Raw genomic sequence first — 15,909 nt, forward strand, 5'->3', positions numbered from 1 at the left:
ACGCTGCTATTAAAGCGTTCCTGCAACGACATGGATTAAAAGACCGTGGCATCAAGATACGAACAAATCTGGCTGTATTAAAGGTCAAGGCAAAAGCAGCTTTATTAGAATGCTTTTTCATATCGAATCCGAAGGAAGCGGCGTTGATGAAAGACGCTGCTTTTTTGCTTGAATTAGCGGAAGCCATCGGACAAGGTGTGCTAGTTGCTATCGGTATTGCCTATGTGCCAGTAAAGAAGCCAGAAACACCACAACCTACTCAACCTAAGGAGGAAAAGAAACTCATGAAAACAGAAGATGCAAACAAAATCATTCGTATCTTACAGGACAGATGGAACGCTTCAACATGCCAGGATGAGAAAAAAGAAGTTGGTCGGCTTGCCGATGAGGTGCGTGTAGCTGCCGGAATGAAGAAGGTGAATGGCTAATGAAGGAGAGACTGAAAGACCCGTTTCTGTGGGCTGGCGTTGGTGGATTGTTGTATCAAGTTTTAAACGCAAGAGGATTTATTGTTCCCCAAGGTCTATGGGATTTAGGATTAGACCTTATCAGTTATGCTTGCATTGGTGTTGGTGTAGTATCCGGGTATACCGGGAAAGCGAAGAAAGAGTAAGATGATTAAGCCCCGCTGTCCGTATGGATGGCGGGGCTTTTTTTGTATCATGCAATTACTGTCTAACTCTGTATTCGCATAGACCCATACTTAACTACTGCATCTGTTTTTATAAAGTTTTGATGCAGAATGAAAGAAAATGTTTACTTGTAAGCAAAAACAAGAGCAAACGCTATAATAAATCGGACTATAAAGTCCTTTACAATAACAAAACTGCGACCAACCTTTAATCAATCAAGAAGCAGTAACCTTGTAATTGGTAATCTATAAATGATTGTTGCCACTTTGTCCATTTTTATTGCCATTTTGGAAAGTTTAAGTTATAATATGGATAACAGAACTCACCACGCCTCTTAACAATGCGGACCAGGGTGAGTCATTTTTATTTATAGGGGTTATTCTCATGGAGGAAAACCAAATGAAACCTGCACTTACACATGAAGAGCAATTAAATTTGTTGAAAAATAGAAATTTAATAATAAAAAATGAGTACTTTGCGTTGGAAATTCTAAAAAGAGTGAATTACTACAGACTTCGCGGATACACATTGTCATTAGAAAAAAACGACAGATTTTTTGATGGAATAACCTTTGAACATGTATATACCTTGTATCAGTTCGATCAGAAACTACGAAATATATTGCTTCCAATGTTAGAAAATATAGAAATCGCTTTTCGAACTGAAATTGCCTATGTATTAGCTCATAAATATGGTCCTTTAGGATATAAAAATAAAGAATATTTCAAAAGCGAATTACATCATGCTAATTTTTTATTGGAAGTTAAAAAAGAAACTTCGAGGGGAAAAGAACTCTTTGTTCAGCATTATCAACAAAAGTATGATGGTCAATTTCCGATATGGGCAGTGGTTGAACTTATAACCTTTGGTGCACTATCCATGTTATTTAAGAACATGAAGAAAGATGATCAAAAGAAAATTGCAGGTGAAACTTACGGGACCACCCCGTTCTATATAGAAAGCTGGCTTAGAACGCTGGCGTATGTAAGGAATGTATGTGCTCACTACGGACGACTGTACGGGAAACGATTAGTTCTTTCACCAAAATTATTTGATGATGATAAAAAACGAGGTATACAAGAAAAAAGCCCATTTGCAGCTATATATATAATGAGCAGATTATGTCTGGATAAAAGCGTTTGGGACTTTTTCATTTCTAACTTATATGCACTGGTTAGTCAGTATGAAGACCAGATAAAATTGCATCTTATTGGTTTTCCAGAAAATTGGTATGAATTACTTAATGAAAAAAGATAAAATGTTTAATAATATTTTTTTGTGAAAATAGTTCTTTTTTTAAAATATTGTTCATATGCTTTATTGCGTAAGCGTATAGCGATAGTAAGCGCGAAGCAATACAGCTTAATAGCATACCTATGGCCTCCTACCTTAACCGGCAGGAGGCTTTATTTTTGGTTATAGACGGCATGATATGTAATGGCATCACATGCTCCAGAAGTCTTCAGCTCTCACGCTTTTATCGACAGCGCGTACTGCCGACAGTATCTTCTTTATCGTCGTTCCAGTCGGTATATAATCCGGATCGGACGCTATTTTCCCCACGGTATTCCGGTTCACTCCAGACTTAGCCGCAACCCATTGTTGACTAATTCCCCGTTTATCAATCCATTTACCAAATTTACTTCTTTTCTTTCCAAGGCCAAACATCTAAATCACTCCTTGGAACTTAGTCTGTCCAATTTGCAAAGAAAAATTATCGTTTCATCCAAAAAAAATTTGCATTTTGGACAAGCGGACTCCCATATCATTTAACAAATCACACCGTTCGCGGTCGAGTTCATAATCAAGTGCGTTCAGCACGAGAGATGCGCGAACGAAAAAACGAACCTTGAAAACTCAATATTCTCGCATGAAACAGCTTGCTTCTTGTCGTTCGCTTTCTCCCCAACTATTTCTTACAGAAATAAAAATGAGGTGGCGTTGTTCAAAAAGGAGTTGATACAAATTGATGCTTGAGATTATCTCTTCAGTTGTGATGGGTTCGATCGCCCTTTATGCCCAATTCAAAAAAACGGGCGCAACAAATGACAGCGATAAATTGAATCAAATTTTTACTAATTCAGGTCTGAACATTCGAGACGGGAAAAGAACATTCACTACGCAGCTTGTCAAAAGAAAGATATATCCCTGGGGCGTTGAGTACCGATATAGGATTCCATTGGGAAGAAGCTTTGAAGATTATAAAGCAAAATTCAATCACATCCAGGATGGACTTAATAACAGGAAGACCCTACTCCACTTCACTCTAACAGACCTAAAAAGCCTTAATTTGAAGCAAAACCTCATTCACCAGATAAAAGAGTTGTTGAAGAAGAAAAAAGCCACCAGAAAGGAGATAGAGCTGTCTTACGATGGCCTACTCAAGATAAAGGTCTATAACGAGCCACTACCTACCCTACTCCACTACACAGACATAAGCCTAGTCGGAGACGGCTGGAAAGTGACCGTAGGACAAATTCGAGAAGGAAACCAACTCATTCTACATGACTTTGAAAAAATCCCTCACATGGTCATTGGCGGCGCCACACGGTATGGGAAATCAAATTTCCTCAATATGCTCATTACCACTCTCCTACTCCTGCAGCCGGATAACGTTCAATTCACCCTTATTGATTTAAAAGGCGGTGTAGAGTTTTCAGACTACCAGGATATAGAACAGGTCGTAAACTACGCCGAAGAGCCAGAAGAGGCCGAGAAAGCCCTCAGATCCGTCGTAAAAGAAATGCGTGAGAAACAACAGCAATTTAAGCATCGCTCGGTAAAGAATGTACAGGAGGCAAAGGACCCTACTCGTCATTTCATCATCATTGATGAAGTCGGAGAACTAAATCCGTCTGAAGCCATTACTAAAGAGGAACGGGCATTGAAGGAGAGCTGCCAAACATACATGAGCCAAATTGCCCGGCTAGGTGCCGGCCTTGGGTATCGGCAGATTCTTGCCACACAGTACCCTACGGGCGACGTGATTCCCCGTCAGTGTAAACAAAATTCAGATGCAAAGCTTTGCTTCAGGGTTCAGAATGGAACGGCCAGCCGTGTTGTACTTGATGAAACGGGAGCTGAAGAACTACCAGAGGTAAAAGGCCGTGCAATTTATCAAACGGCGGACCGGAGACGAATCCTGCAAACACCTATGATCGAAACAAAGATCATTCATCAGGCCATTATGCCTCATATCGTTATTAAAGCGAGAAAGGAGCCCGTCAATGAGGTCAAAAATAAGCCGGATGGAGAGACAAGAACAGATATTGCTCAGTCTGGAAAGATTCAATTTCTTGACTAGGAGCCACATACAGCGTCTTCACAGGCTTGGAGGCGACAGGAACGCACAAAAGGTATTGCGGCAGATGGAAGCGTACCTACACAGCTTCCGAGAGGGCTATGACACGGTATATTATCTAAACAAGTCAGGCCGGGAGATGATTGGGGCTAAAAAGCAAGTAAAACGGACGCTGCAAACTACTCATAACTTAATGCGTGTTGACTTCTTCTTTCATATGGGCTGCCCTCCTCATTGGTTTAACGAACGAAAGGTAGAAATCGGAGGAAAGGTTTGTGTTATCCCTGATGCCCTCTTCTTCAAGGATAAACAGTACAACTTTTTAGAAGTGGATAATCGGCAAACAATGGCTGAAAACAAAGCAAAAGTACACAAGTACAGAAAGATGTTTGAGTCAGGTGTCTTTCAAAATGATAAAAATTTCGGCTATTTTCCTACTTTACATATCGTAACAGTCAACAAAAGCAGAATGAAACGCTTTAGGGAGATATGCGACGGCCTACCCTTTCAGGTGTATTTGATTGACGAGATTAAATAAGGGAGTGTTTAGAATGGCAAAGGTTCAAACGATCGGATTTACTGAGTTTATGGATGGCTCATGGAAGACGCCAAAAATAAGCAACAAAGACCTAAAGAAGCTTACGAGCACACTTATTAAGGCCGGTTGTATGGTTCCCCTTGCCCTATCTCCGACGGCGGTCTTTGCTGAAGGAGCTGGCGAAGCGGCAACCAAGGCTGTTGCTTCTACTTCGCTATCTATCCTTGCTCATGCTCTTGATCCAATTGTTCAAATACTTGTTGCAATCAGTCTGCCTGTCGCTTCAGTTGTTATGATTGGAGGCTGTTTCTTTTTCATGTTTGGTAACTCTGAAAAGGCTTGGAATACGATACAACACGCAGGATTGGGCTATATCTTAATCCAGCTTTCTCCACTGTTTATAAGAGTACTTGAACAAGTCGGAAAAAGCTTATAAATAAAAAGCACAAGTGTCCGCTTGTGCTTTTTAACCTACTATAAATCACCGTTTGCCCTACCCTATAATTCATACTCTTTCTTTAAACGTTCCTCAAAATGTTGATGAATGTATTCTCGGATAAATTGCTCACGTTTGTCGAAGTCTTCTTCTTTCCTAAACCACCCTACTTTTTTCATCCTCTCAGACTCTGGCTTTTGCGACCATAGATTCCGCGCCTCTTCTCTGAGAATATATTCAACACGTTTCTGCGTAATCATGTCTGTGACTCTGTTTTGCCGTTCTTCTAAAGGGTCTACAGGCTTCGGTAAAGAATTAAGCAGTTCTTTCTTCATTTCTTCTATCTTGGCGGCTGTTTTTTGCTCATAGATACGCTCAATGGTTTGCGTGATGGCTTCAATATCAATCTTTCCAGGCGAATTATCCTGTTCATCAATTGGAAACGGTCTAAGTTCAAACTCATCAACAAGTTGATCGAATATCGCGTCTAGAGCCCACTTTTGATCACGCTTTTTAACAATGAAATGGGCAATCTCTAAATCTAGGTTATCGTAAATCTTCTCCTGACTTTCGCCAACACGGTTTACATAATGCAATTTACGTTCTTCAAGTCGTTTAAACCAAGAGTCTACAGTGTTGTAGTGTTTACCGACTTCTTTTGAGAAATCAATAATCTTCCAATAATCTTTCATACTCCCACCTTTCTCTCAAAAAGATACGCACAATAGGATTCACTTGTTATTCATATATCACATATGAATCATTTTTTAAATAGAATCAGCAAAAATTTCCCCAAATCAAGTAACACACATGTGATTCACCCATTATATATGACTCATATTAAATGACTTACTAGTGATTCACTTATCACATGTTACTCACCGATAAATCTATTGAAAGCCTGACGGAGTCCATTGTCAAATCGAAAACAACATGGTATCGTTACCTTATGTTACATAACAAAACATAAAGTAACTATAACATAATGTAACCTTATATAAATTGGAGGGAAGAGCTCCTTGCAAGAAGAAAAAGTAGTCGCATTTGATGACAGAACTGTAGCTTTTATCTGCGAAAAAGTAATTAAAGAATCAATATTGCTGGATGTTTTGTACCTTATAACACGTTCAGATGAGGGTATATCTAAAATTGATATTTTGAGAGAGTATCAAGCGGCTTGTAATGTTGATCCTGGTACACAAAAATTTCGTTTTGCGATTGATGAAGCGATCGCCACAATGATAGGTACTACATTCATTAGTTCTTATCGTAAAAAACCGGCAGACATGTATTTTCTTACTGAAAATGGCAAGAAGGCAACAGAATATATGGGTGATTTCTTAGAACGGAATCCAGAGCTACTAAAAGCCTGCAAAATCATGCCGAAAGGGGAGAACGTATAAAATGTTAACTATCGACAATGTATGGCAATTAGAAAGTTTCGTGAAGCAAAAAGGAGCGACTGTTGGTACAAAGCTTGGATTTGTTGGGTTGGGACAGGGGGGAGGAAAAATCGTTGATGCATTCGCTGGCATCCGGAACGCGAACGGGAACGCCCAATATCCAGTGCTATGCATCAATACAAATATGGGGGATATCCAAAACCTTCAAAACGTCGATAGAGCTAACCGTCTCCAGTTAAAAGGTGCAGAGTTTGAAAAAGGGGCTGGTATGGACCCTGAAAAGGGTAAGCAAGCTATGGCGGCGAATGGGGAGATTGTATTCGAAACTCTCAACCGTGTAATGCACGATACTGAAGCCATTGTTGTTGTGGCGTCGCTGGGCGGAGGTACTGGAACCGGCTCCATTAACATGGTCATTGACGTATGTGCGGATTACTTAGGAAAGCCAGTTATGGCTATCGTAAGTCTCCCGAACCCTCATGTTGATGAAAACGTGAATGCATACGAAGCGTTGAAAGAGTTGGTACCCAAATTAGAAGAGTACCAGGAGGACGAACAGGGCGGCTCGTATCGCGTTCTAGAGAACATCGTAATCCTAGACAACAAAAAAATTATTGAAGAGCATATAGAGGCTGTGGAGCAGGGGAGCGCGGAAGTTACAAATTTATCTTGGGACCGTTACTCAAACTATAAGGTAGCTTCTATACTACATGAATGGAACGTCGTTACTACATTAGAGAGTGACAAAACCTTAGATGCGGAAGACTTTAAGAACAAACTGCTGTTTACGGGCGGTGTGCTCACATTTGCGAAGAAGAAAATCAATTTACAGAGCGGGGATCTGAAAAGCGAAAACGACCTGATTAATGAAATTGTGGCTACATACCGGGAAAGAAATGTCCTGGCTAATGGATTTGACTATAAAAATGATGCGATTGCATTCGGCATTAATATCGTGATGCCGAAAAACACAGAAAAGCTATTGAACAGGGACACATTAGAAAAAATTAATCGCCAGCTGCAAGGAGAGTTGGAAGGAGTGCCGATTTATTATGGCCGTTCCACATGGGATAGCAAACATGCACTGGTATATACAATTTGTAGCTTGCGGGGATTACCAGAACGGGCCAGAAATTTGAAACAAGAGTCCGAGGAGCTGCTAGCAAAGCAAAGAGAGAGAGAAGAGCGGCAGTCTGGTTTTGACATTGGTGGAGAGTTAAGCAGCCGTCAAGGGCGTACCAGTACACGGACAAGAGCAGGGAAAGCCGCTGCACCAGCGAATCCGTTTACAGCCTTAAAAAAGGAGACGACTGAGAAGAAGCTAGAAAAGAAATTCAATCCTTTTAAATAATAAAATCAATGAATAGACCGACCTTAGGGACGGTCTTTATTTTTTGTATGGATTATACTATTAAAAAAGACTGGATTATATAGGAAAAAAGGATTACAATACCAATAAAAGGAAGAGGAAAGGGGTTGTCACATGAGTCTAAAGGATATACTAATAATGCAAGTGCCTACCGGAGCTTTAAAAGAGATAATAAAAAGGGAAGGTTTTGATGCTAAGCTGAATTCCACAGAAGATATGGCCGATGCCGTTTCCTCTGCTAGCCCTACCATTGGTTGGGAATTAGCTGACCAATTCCAATTCGCTGGAGCGACCGCGGTTAATATACATGTTATGATGAGCGGTATCCCTCCCGAATGGCATGATATTGAATACTTTAAAGATTATCTAATTCAAAAGTATACAGGTTCATTGTTTGGGAAAGGCATTCGTCCAAAGTTAACAAATGAACCGAAACTAATTAAGGCTCGTCAATTAAACGGAAAAATCATTTTAGCTTTTTCTTATTTAGGTACCCCCAAAAGATATTTAGACGACTACCAAATAGTAGTTCGTTCTCCACAATTACTTGAATATGTAGTGGTACACTTTTCACCTTTTTCGGTAGAAATCAGAGCAAGTCAAACACAAAACGAAAGTTTCAAACAATCTGTACTAAAAATTATGGATATAAAAGAAGAGGTTGTTTGGGATAAAGTTACCAAACTGACAGATCAACAAGCCAATGAACTAGCTCGTAGATTGAAAGCTCGTTTAAGGGCTGCGAAGCATAAAATGACAGAGGGTGTTTATGCTACAAAAGAAGTTACAGCACATACAAGAGTCGAAGACCTTGAATCGACCGAAGAATACAAAAAGGAATTCGGCGATCAACCCATGAAGAAGAAAACACTAATTTTTCCTTATGAATATTCTTTTGGATTTAAAGATGAAATATCCTATGTAATAACGGACGAGGGACTTTGGTTTCGCTCAAATGTTGGTGAGGAAGTAATTATGTATGTTTTGAATCACATACTTGATATAAAATATAATCAAAATAATGAGTCTGAAGAAATATTGGATGAAGAGGAAACAGGAGAACAACAACTCGCTATAGAATTAGAACAAGAGGAAATTACTGAACAGGTTTCTCTAGAGTAGGCCAAGATTCTATGTATGAGGGGAGGGCTTCAAGGTGGATGAGGATCTATATTTCCTTATAGAAGATATATTGGAACAAATGGCTGTTGAAGGTCGTTCCCACTTTGCGCCTCACTATGTATGCGCTAGGCTTGGTGTTACTGATTTGAAATCTGTAACCGAGTATATGTTGGACTTAGTAGGCAAGAAATTAACAGTATATTACGAAGTAGAATGCCCTAACGGAGATAGTGATTATGATGTTGACTCTTTATCAGAAATCACAGAGGAAATAAGAACATGTAGTATATGCGATATCAAATACATTCCTAGCCTAGATAAAGTTTGGATTGTATTTAATTTTCTTCCGGGGTATTTAAAACATGTAAAAAAAAAGAAATCAGTCCAACTAATAATGTAAGTAATACAGTTAATGCAAAACCAACATCTGTACTCGATATAATGAAATCTGGAGTGAATATTGATAAACTCTACTACGTTGTAAACGGGGAGATGACAATAATGGACGGCAAACAAATCTTTGCAGGTAACGCTTTTAAAAATGCGCAGCTTGGTGATAATACTAACTTTCAAGGGAATGAAAATACACAAGTAAAAATTGAAAAAAATCAGACCGGAATATCACCCGATATTTTTGCGGATTTCATTCAAGAGATACATAAATTGCCAAATGAAGCTGAACGAAACGAGGCATTAGGAGACGCTCAAAAACTTCAAGAAGCTGTAAAAAACGGAAACCTTGATCGAGCAAAAACATTGTATACACTTTTTTCAAATACGCTTCGTGATTCGGCCGCTGGGATTGCTATAGCTCGGGCTATTGGATTTATTTCAGGAACACCTATATAAAAATACAACTTATAATACTTAACAAAATAGCCGCCCAGGATAGGGCGGCTATTATTATGCCTACTTTTCTCCGAACGCAAGGAGCATTTGTTTTACACGTTTACGCTGTTCTTCGCGAGACGGTTCTTTTCCTGAACCACTCTGAGCTTCTAATGCTTTCTGTCTCTCCATTTGCCTTAAAATATGTTCAGGAATCCCTTCATAAGCAGGATTGCTTTTCTGACCTTCCAATTGCTTTTCTATCTCCGGTTTATTCTTCCGGTAGTCTTGCTCTAAAGCTTTATAAGCATAACCAGTTATATTCTTTACTCTTCCGGCTAAATAGTCTTTCTCGACAATATGTAGGTTTTCCAGTATGTATGATTCATCATAAGTCTTCAGGATGTACTCGATTTGTGCTTGAGTCAATCCGAACGCTTTTAAACGAGAAGCAATGGCTATTTCCTCAACGATTTTAGGCTCTATGTGGTTAATCTCTTTTGTTGACCTTCCTCGGGTAATGATAAAGCGGACCCCAACAACTTTTCTAGAGGCTTTCAATTCTTCAAACTCAAAAGATAAGTCTGTCTTTTCATCAAGTTCCTTCTGAGCGGAAGTAAGAACTCGGCTCTTGAAATGCCCGTATAGCTTGTACTCATCTGGTTCAATACCGAGAATAGACTTCAAATGTTCCAAGTCAAAGGTGCGTTCTCCGATATTCGCATATTGTTTTAGCAGTTCATAGATACGAATAGAGTAGCTACTGCGTAGCGGTATAACGTTGTTTAGCCGGTAGCTGGTGAAACGTTCCTTGAGCTGCAGTAAGAAGGGGATAAGCTCTTCCGAAAACTTAAATTCCATGAACCCTTCCTTCTCTTTATATTTGGCCCACTCAAACCAGGAACTCACCGTATATACGCCTTCGCTTTTAATCTCGAATCCCTTGTAGACGAAATCCTTTATGATTTTTTTAATATCGTTATGTATGCTTTTGCCTTTAAGACCAAGTAGGTCGATAAATTCGCCTACCTCAATTCTGCATGTCCGGAACACAGTATCTTCTGGCTGTATTTTGGCAGCCAGTATACAGATGATGCGTTGTTCGTGAAGGGTTAATCGGTATGATGCTTCAATCAGATCGTTTGATTTGGTGACGATCAATTTCTCATCTATTTTCTCCAAAGCGTTCATGCCACACCTCATCTTCGCCATCTTTTTGCTCTATTATACTATATATTATCGACGAACTATCACAAATTTTAAACTTGTGATAGTTGACCCTGTTTTTGCGATAGTTCGCCCTGTTTATGTGATAATTCACCCTGAATTTGTGATAGTTGACCCTGTTTATGTGATAGTTCGCCCTGAATTTGTGATAATTAAGACCCTGAATTTGTGATAGTTGACCCTGTTTATGTGATAGTTCGCCCTGAATTTGTGATAGTTGACCCTGTTTATGTGATAGTTAGACTCTATAAACCTAGTAATATCAAGGGGTTCAAGCTTCCGAAAACATATAAAACATATAAAACATATAAAACAAAAGATCGTAAAACATTTAAAACAACGTCAAGAAAATGTCGTCGTAAATTTTATCCATTCATTTTATAATTGCTTAGAAGGAGAATGGAATTATTTTGTAGTTTTGTTCTTGAATTAAGTTAGAGAGGGGTTTAATTATGAATTTAACTGAATTTATGGACAAAGTGTTAACTGCTCAAAAGGAAGATTGGACAATTAACGTTTGTTGGGGAGGAGGAAGTGGTCCGTCATATTACAACAATATTACGGTCTGGAAAACAGGGGATGATGAATTTCATAGCCTAGACATCGATTCTCATAGTACAGTAGCATCATTAAAAACAGATTTATCAATCAGTCTAGCATGGGGAATGGAACATAGAGATAATTTTATGGAGGAATGGGCAAATAAATTCCCTGATCCAAAGGCGACAAGTAGTTTTATAGATTTCTTTTATAATGGGACATTAGTATACAGGGATATTTATGTGACGGTAGATGGCGGACGAGTCTCTATTCCTTTACCAGATAGGGAGATTGATGATAAGACATATGAGGTTACAAGATATTCAATACCAAAAAAGAAATATGAACTCTTTAAATTAATTAATGGGTCAGGCTCCACATATGACTATGACAACTATATACAAAGGGCTGGCATCGAGATAGTTGACGATAAGTGGCCAAAATAAAAAAAGAGCGGTGTATCTTTTAAAGAGGATAGTATCAAATTTTTTATATTTGCCAATAGTATATAATTAACTCCCTAGTATATATACCAGGGAGTTTTATTAGTTTGCTTTATTTTTCAGCCCATAGACCTTTCTTAGCATCCCGAGCCTGCTTCTGCAGTTTTACAAAGCTATCTGTATATTTAACGTTCGGCGGGAACGTTGCAACCTGGGCATAGCCTTCTTTGACAAGTGTCTGATTCAACATTTCAGCTTTCGGATTCTTAGCGTTGCCTAACCATACATACGCCAATAGACGCCCGTATTTGTCCCTCTGTTGAACGTCAAACTCTAAAGTTACTGTTTGTCCATTGAGGCGCTTCTTGGTGTAAGCGGAAGCTTCTGGGCCGTATGGTTGTACAGGTTTGTTTGGATGGACCGTTTCTGGCGTATCAACACCAATCAAACGAAGGCTTTCTTCCTTGCCATTGACCTTCGCTTTGAATGTATCCCCGTCAACGACCTTCGTAACTGTTACTTTCAAGGTACCAGGAAGCTTGTTTTGAGCTGGTTTAGTTGTAGTCGCCTTTGCGGGAGCTGGTTGCGTTGCTTTTGTAGTAGGGGCAGACGTTGTTTTTGTGCTGCCTCCGTTATGGTAGTGATATTCCCCGTCTTTTAATCCCCATTTAGCACAGTTTGTCCGGCATGTGTGTCCTCCATTTGCGTCGGTGCGGCCGGGATGAGCAGAAGCGGACAGCGGAGCTGCTACCAGTCCTAGCATGATCATGAGTGCAAGTATCTTTTTCATAATGTCCTCCTTGATAGATTTGTTAGGTTATATAAACTTTCTTGAACAACTGAATTTATGGATTATTGCCAGTTGCTACAGTGAAAGAGAATATTCCATTCTCATCATGCTTTAAAATAACAATAAAGGTCCCTGGCTTTTCTTCTCCAAACCACTGTTGATCAAATAGATTTGCTAGAGAAGGGCTGTGGTACATAACAACGTCCCGGTTCCCATCCAACTTCCACTTTTTAATTTTCTTAGAATCGAGAGGAATGACATTTTGGACATAGCTATTCGCATCTTCTAATGTTCTTCTTGGCTTATCCGTTGCTTCAAATTGTACAAGTACATTCCAGGCACGATCGTTAACAAACATAGGGAGTATATAATCTCCTGAAAATCTGGCCATATCCTTAGTACCGGCATTCTCCCCATATTGTTTTTCAAATGCTTGATATGTATCGCCTAATCCCCCAGAGCGGGTAAGCAAGGCCGGTGCTTTGACTTCTTCCTGCTTTTCTTGTGCTGGTGGGGGAGGAGTAGGCGTTTCTTCATTCTTTTCTTGCGCCATAGCCCGCGTATTCTGAGCATTTTCTTCTTGTTGTACTGAAGAAGCTGCCGTCTGGACGTTGTCTTTTTTATTTTCACTAAAAAATTCAGCAGCTAACGCGAAAATATAGAGATAAGCAATACTGGCCACAACCATTTTCCATTTAGTTTTTGAACGAAACCCTACTACCTTCCTCCACCAAGGACGTTGCGTAACTTGAACGGGTACGTGCTGTCTAATAATTGCTTCGATTTCTTTTGCTTTGTCCTCTACAATCAGTTCTTTAGAAAATAAATCCTTTTGAAATATAAACTGTGCCTTAATGAAGAAGTGTTCTGCAGAAGCGGACTCCCAATCCCGAAAAAACAACTCGTCCACTTTATTCAATTCTTTCTTATTAGTCGCTTCAAAAATTTCTATTCCATCCTGATTTACAGTGCCAAAAAAACGACCGAGAGCCGTTTTCTTGACCGGAACAATGTACACTAGTTCTTTTCCGTCTTGCTGAAATGAGTTGGATAGAGAATCCTTCACCCATTTTGGAACCCCGATGTTTTTTTCTTTACTCATGTCTTCCTCCTATAACAAAAATGATGCTTATACCAAGAAAAGAAAATCAAACCGTTCTAAATGTAAAGTTTTTCTATTGAATCTTACATATTTAACCCTCTATTCTACAGATGGACAAATTTTCTGTAAAAGGGATGTGCCGTTTTGAGAGAGCTAGGAACTCATTTTCGAAAGCGAAGAGTATGGTTAAAAATGACACAAGAGGACGTCGCCAAAAAATGCAACATCTCTATAAGATGGTATAGAAAAATTGAAAAGAATGAGCACTCCCCTGGAATTGCCACTTTGTACGCTATATGCAAGGTGTTACGCATCAAGCCTAAGGAAATGCGCCAGTTATATATTCAATCACTAAAAAGCGAATCTAGACTCTTCCGAATTGCTGATATGTACTTTCAAGCTGGTGATCAGCAAAATGCAAAAAAAGTGATGTCTTGTTATTTCGCTGTTATTCGTCAAAAAAAGATGAGCAACAATTACCAGTTAACAGGAATCTGTCTAATCCTCAAGTATGACTTCCTCTCCACCAAAGTGAACAATAGGATGATTAAATATATCGTTGAACAGGCAGATAGTCTTAAAGAAAAAGACTGGTTATTCATAATTAAAGCGGTTATAACTGGGGAATTGCCTGAAAATCGTTCGACAAATCAGTTCTAATTTTGTCGAATGATGTAGAATTTTTCAATTAAGTGGAAAAAGCGGAACAAAAAGAAGTTAAGACTAAACAATCATGTTCCGGTTTTGGCTTGCACACCCATGTATGATGTATATATAGAGAAAATATTCCTATCACTTAAAAAATTTTCCGGAAAAGAAAGCTGATTGGAAAAAGAAGAATATAGGAGTGAGAGAAAGTGTAAGAGGAAAGGGATAAGGGGAGGAACCCTTTGAGTAAGGGGCAAAATAAGGAGTAGCCGATAACGGCTATTTTCTACCTGAGAGTAGAGAGAGATGTTTTCTCAACTACTACTCTTTACGTCGGCTCGCTACCCAGCTTCGCCATTCAGCTGGGGAAACCTCTTCTAAATCAAAAAGTTCTTCAACGCTACATTCGAGCGCACGCGCACAGTTGATCGCGATTTCGATAGGCATCGTCCTGCGATCGTTCGCATAATCGTTAATGCGTTGATAGGGAAAATGAATTTTTTTAGCTAGCCATCGTTGTGTTTTCCCCATCTGGCGCAGAAGAGATTTGAGCCGACTCCTCTGTATGAGGACAGGCATGGGGAACCTCCTCTATGAAGATGTAACGTTGTTAATTATAGCTTAAAAAACACCATAAATTTTAGGTATTTTCATTAGACTGAGTACCTTGAAAGTAGTGACAAACTGCGAGTTGGTATTGCTTTCCTGCATGTACGCCAGTAAAATTAAAATGAATTAGGAACAGGTGTTCTGTGTTTTGAGGTTAAAAAAATTTAGAGAAGAATATAAATAGGGGAGTAGAAATGAAAATTTCATCTAGACAAAAAGAGATTATTAAATTTATCAAGTGCTATCAAGCGGACAAGGGGTATTCACCGTCGACAAGAGAGATCGCAAAGGGAGTAGGGTTAGCCTCCAGTTCGACTGTTCATGGCCATTTGGAGCGCTTAGAACGACGCGGATATATTAAACGTGGCGATATAAAAAGCCCACGCGCAATTGAAATTATTGAAGATGAAAAAAACAGTGGTGCATTTTTTGCGAAAAAACATGATCCGGTTTTATACTTTTTGGTAGAGGACGATGAAATGTTAAAGTCTAAAATCAAGAAAGGAGATACCGTGATTGTGCGCCCTACGAGGAACGTAGAGGATGGGAATATAGCTTTAGTTAATTTAGGTGGCCGTAAGATGATTCGGCGATTATATAGCGATGGCAGACAAAGAATGCTGGAAGCTGATGAAAAGGAAACGATAGTTACCAGTGAAGCCGACGTGATAGGGAAAGTAATAGGGGTATTAGGCTTGATTGAAGATGGGGCTGAGAGTATATAGAAAAGGGAGGGGGCATTCAATGAATAAAACAGAAACAGAATTAACATACATGGATGGTAATGCTTTGTTGGAACTAAAGAAAGAGTGCCTTAAAAATAATCCAAATGCAAAAGAGGTTTATAAAAAGTTGCAAGAAATTGTACTTATGAAATAAAACAGAATACGACTACGAAAAACCGAATGATGGCATATTGCT

21 protein-coding genes are annotated in these 15,909 nt (G+C 39.2%); 15 read left to right on the forward strand and 6 right to left on the reverse strand.

The genetic code is table 11. The annotated features are described in order from the left end of the window. The 3 genes from AF333_RS28675 to AF333_RS28685 form a co-directional block, all read left to right on the forward strand. Positions 1 to 428 (forward strand): N-acetylmuramoyl-L-alanine amidase family protein (locus AF333_RS28675; protein WP_161808237.1); only part of this gene is annotated, 428 nt, incomplete at its 5' end. After that, positions 428 to 613 carry a hypothetical protein gene (locus AF333_RS28680; RefSeq protein WP_043063290.1) on the forward strand — a complete coding sequence of 62 codons (186 nt, stop codon included), beginning with the start codon at positions 428 to 430 and terminating at the stop codon, positions 611 to 613. The genes AF333_RS28675 and AF333_RS28680, both read left to right, overlap by 1 nt. A gap of 403 nt (positions 614 to 1,016) precedes the next feature. Continuing rightward, on the forward strand, positions 1,017 to 1,889 hold the full coding sequence (locus AF333_RS28685; RefSeq protein WP_043063289.1) for an Abi family protein: 873 nt from the start codon (positions 1,017 to 1,019) through the stop codon (positions 1,887 to 1,889). A gap of 186 nt (positions 1,890 to 2,075) precedes the next feature. On the opposite strand, the gene AF333_RS28690 is transcribed toward AF333_RS28685, so the two are convergent. After that, positions 2,076 to 2,300 (reverse strand): helix-turn-helix domain-containing protein, encoded by a 225-nt coding sequence (locus tag AF333_RS28690; protein ID WP_043063288.1) that lies wholly within the window; start codon positions 2,298 to 2,300, stop codon positions 2,076 to 2,078. Positions 2,301 to 2,601: 301 nt separating this feature from the next. On the opposite strand from AF333_RS28690, the gene AF333_RS28695 reads away from it, so the two are divergent. Genes AF333_RS28695 through AF333_RS28705 form a run of 3 tightly spaced genes read left to right on the forward strand, consistent with a single transcriptional unit; the run spans position 2,602 to position 4,907 of the window. Continuing rightward, positions 2,602 to 3,936: an FtsK/SpoIIIE domain-containing protein gene (locus AF333_RS28695; RefSeq protein ID WP_235356555.1), complete on the forward strand. Its 1,335-nt coding sequence runs from the start codon at positions 2,602 to 2,604 to the stop codon at positions 3,934 to 3,936. Further along, on the forward strand, positions 3,881 to 4,471 hold the full coding sequence (locus tag AF333_RS28700) for a replication-relaxation family protein (protein WP_235497051.1): 591 nt from the start codon (positions 3,881 to 3,883) through the stop codon (positions 4,469 to 4,471). Before AF333_RS28695 ends, AF333_RS28700 begins: the two co-directional genes overlap by 56 nt. A 13-nt stretch (positions 4,472 to 4,484) precedes the next feature. Next, on the forward strand, positions 4,485 to 4,907 hold the full coding sequence (locus tag AF333_RS28705) for a hypothetical protein (protein WP_043063285.1): 423 nt from the start codon (positions 4,485 to 4,487) through the stop codon (positions 4,905 to 4,907). 62 nt (positions 4,908 to 4,969) lie between these two features. On the opposite strand, the gene AF333_RS28710 is transcribed toward AF333_RS28705, so the two are convergent. Further along, positions 4,970 to 5,599 carry a hypothetical protein gene (locus tag AF333_RS28710; RefSeq protein ID WP_043063284.1) on the reverse strand — a complete coding sequence of 210 codons (630 nt, stop codon included), beginning with the start codon at positions 5,597 to 5,599 and terminating at the stop codon, positions 4,970 to 4,972. A 327-nt stretch (positions 5,600 to 5,926) separates the two neighbouring features. Here AF333_RS28710 and AF333_RS28715 point away from each other — a divergent pair, with 327 nt between their 5' ends. From AF333_RS28715 to AF333_RS28735, 5 genes are all read left to right on the forward strand, one after another. Beyond that, positions 5,927 to 6,310, forward strand: coding sequence for a hypothetical protein (locus AF333_RS28715; RefSeq protein WP_043063283.1), 384 nt, complete (start codon positions 5,927 to 5,929; stop codon positions 6,308 to 6,310). A 1-nt stretch (position 6,311) separates the two neighbouring features. Then, positions 6,312 to 7,661, forward strand: coding sequence for an FtsZ/tubulin family protein (locus tag AF333_RS28720; RefSeq protein WP_043063282.1), 1,350 nt, complete (start codon positions 6,312 to 6,314; stop codon positions 7,659 to 7,661). 132 nt (positions 7,662 to 7,793) lie between these two features. Further along, a complete protein-coding gene (locus AF333_RS28725) occupies positions 7,794 to 8,801 on the forward strand; it encodes a hypothetical protein (RefSeq protein ID WP_043063281.1) in 1,008 nt (335 codons plus the stop codon). A 34-nt stretch (positions 8,802 to 8,835) separates the two neighbouring features. Further along, the gene (locus AF333_RS28730; RefSeq protein ID WP_043063280.1) at positions 8,836 to 9,201 is read left to right on the forward strand and encodes a hypothetical protein; all 366 of its coding nucleotides are present in this window, start codon (positions 8,836 to 8,838) and stop codon (positions 9,199 to 9,201) included. Positions 9,202 to 9,302: 101 nt separating this feature from the next. Then, complete coding sequence (locus AF333_RS28735) at positions 9,303 to 9,650, forward strand: hypothetical protein (protein WP_043063279.1); 348 nt, start codon at positions 9,303 to 9,305, stop codon at positions 9,648 to 9,650. A 60-nt stretch (positions 9,651 to 9,710) separates the two neighbouring features. Here AF333_RS28735 and AF333_RS28740 read toward each other — a convergent pair whose 3' ends face one another. Continuing rightward, positions 9,711 to 10,820 (reverse strand): replication initiation protein, encoded by a 1,110-nt coding sequence (locus tag AF333_RS28740; RefSeq protein ID WP_052811663.1) that lies wholly within the window; start codon positions 10,818 to 10,820, stop codon positions 9,711 to 9,713. 488 nt (positions 10,821 to 11,308) lie between these two features. On the opposite strand from AF333_RS28740, the gene AF333_RS28745 reads away from it, so the two are divergent. Further along, the gene (locus AF333_RS28745; RefSeq protein ID WP_043063278.1) at positions 11,309 to 11,842 is read left to right on the forward strand and encodes a hypothetical protein; all 534 of its coding nucleotides are present in this window, start codon (positions 11,309 to 11,311) and stop codon (positions 11,840 to 11,842) included. Positions 11,843 to 11,951: 109 nt separating this feature from the next. Here the strand turns inward: AF333_RS28745 and AF333_RS28750 are convergent, their stop codons facing one another. Further along, entirely contained in the window at positions 11,952 to 12,629 is a 678-nt protein-coding gene (locus AF333_RS28750) for a thermonuclease family protein (RefSeq protein ID WP_043063277.1), read from the reverse strand. Positions 12,630 to 12,684: 55 nt separating this feature from the next. After that, positions 12,685 to 13,731, reverse strand: a complete 1,047-nt coding sequence (locus AF333_RS28755) for a hypothetical protein (RefSeq protein WP_043063276.1) — start codon at positions 13,729 to 13,731, stop codon at positions 12,685 to 12,687. 144 nt (positions 13,732 to 13,875) lie between these two features. Here AF333_RS28755 and AF333_RS28760 point away from each other — a divergent pair, with 144 nt between their 5' ends. Next, entirely contained in the window at positions 13,876 to 14,391 is a 516-nt protein-coding gene (locus tag AF333_RS28760) for a helix-turn-helix domain-containing protein (protein WP_074715304.1), read from the forward strand. A gap of 309 nt (positions 14,392 to 14,700) precedes the next feature. Here AF333_RS28760 and AF333_RS28765 read toward each other — a convergent pair whose 3' ends face one another. Then, positions 14,701 to 14,958: a helix-turn-helix transcriptional regulator gene (locus tag AF333_RS28765; RefSeq protein WP_043063274.1), complete on the reverse strand. Its 258-nt coding sequence runs from the start codon at positions 14,956 to 14,958 to the stop codon at positions 14,701 to 14,703. Between the two features lie 224 nt (positions 14,959 to 15,182). Here AF333_RS28765 and AF333_RS28770 point away from each other — a divergent pair, with 224 nt between their 5' ends. Together AF333_RS28770 and AF333_RS37050 are read left to right on the forward strand one after the other, a co-directional pair. Then, positions 15,183 to 15,713: a LexA family protein gene (locus AF333_RS28770; RefSeq protein WP_052811662.1), complete on the forward strand. Its 531-nt coding sequence runs from the start codon at positions 15,183 to 15,185 to the stop codon at positions 15,711 to 15,713. Positions 15,714 to 15,732: 19 nt separating this feature from the next. Beyond that, positions 15,733 to 15,867: a hypothetical protein gene (locus AF333_RS37050; RefSeq protein ID WP_255322246.1), complete on the forward strand. Its 135-nt coding sequence runs from the start codon at positions 15,733 to 15,735 to the stop codon at positions 15,865 to 15,867. Positions 15,868 to 15,909 lie beyond the last annotated feature (42 nt).

Source organism: Aneurinibacillus migulanus (assembly GCF_001274715.1).
GTDB classification, from domain to species: domain Bacteria; phylum Bacillota; class Bacilli; order Aneurinibacillales; family Aneurinibacillaceae; genus Aneurinibacillus; species Aneurinibacillus migulanus.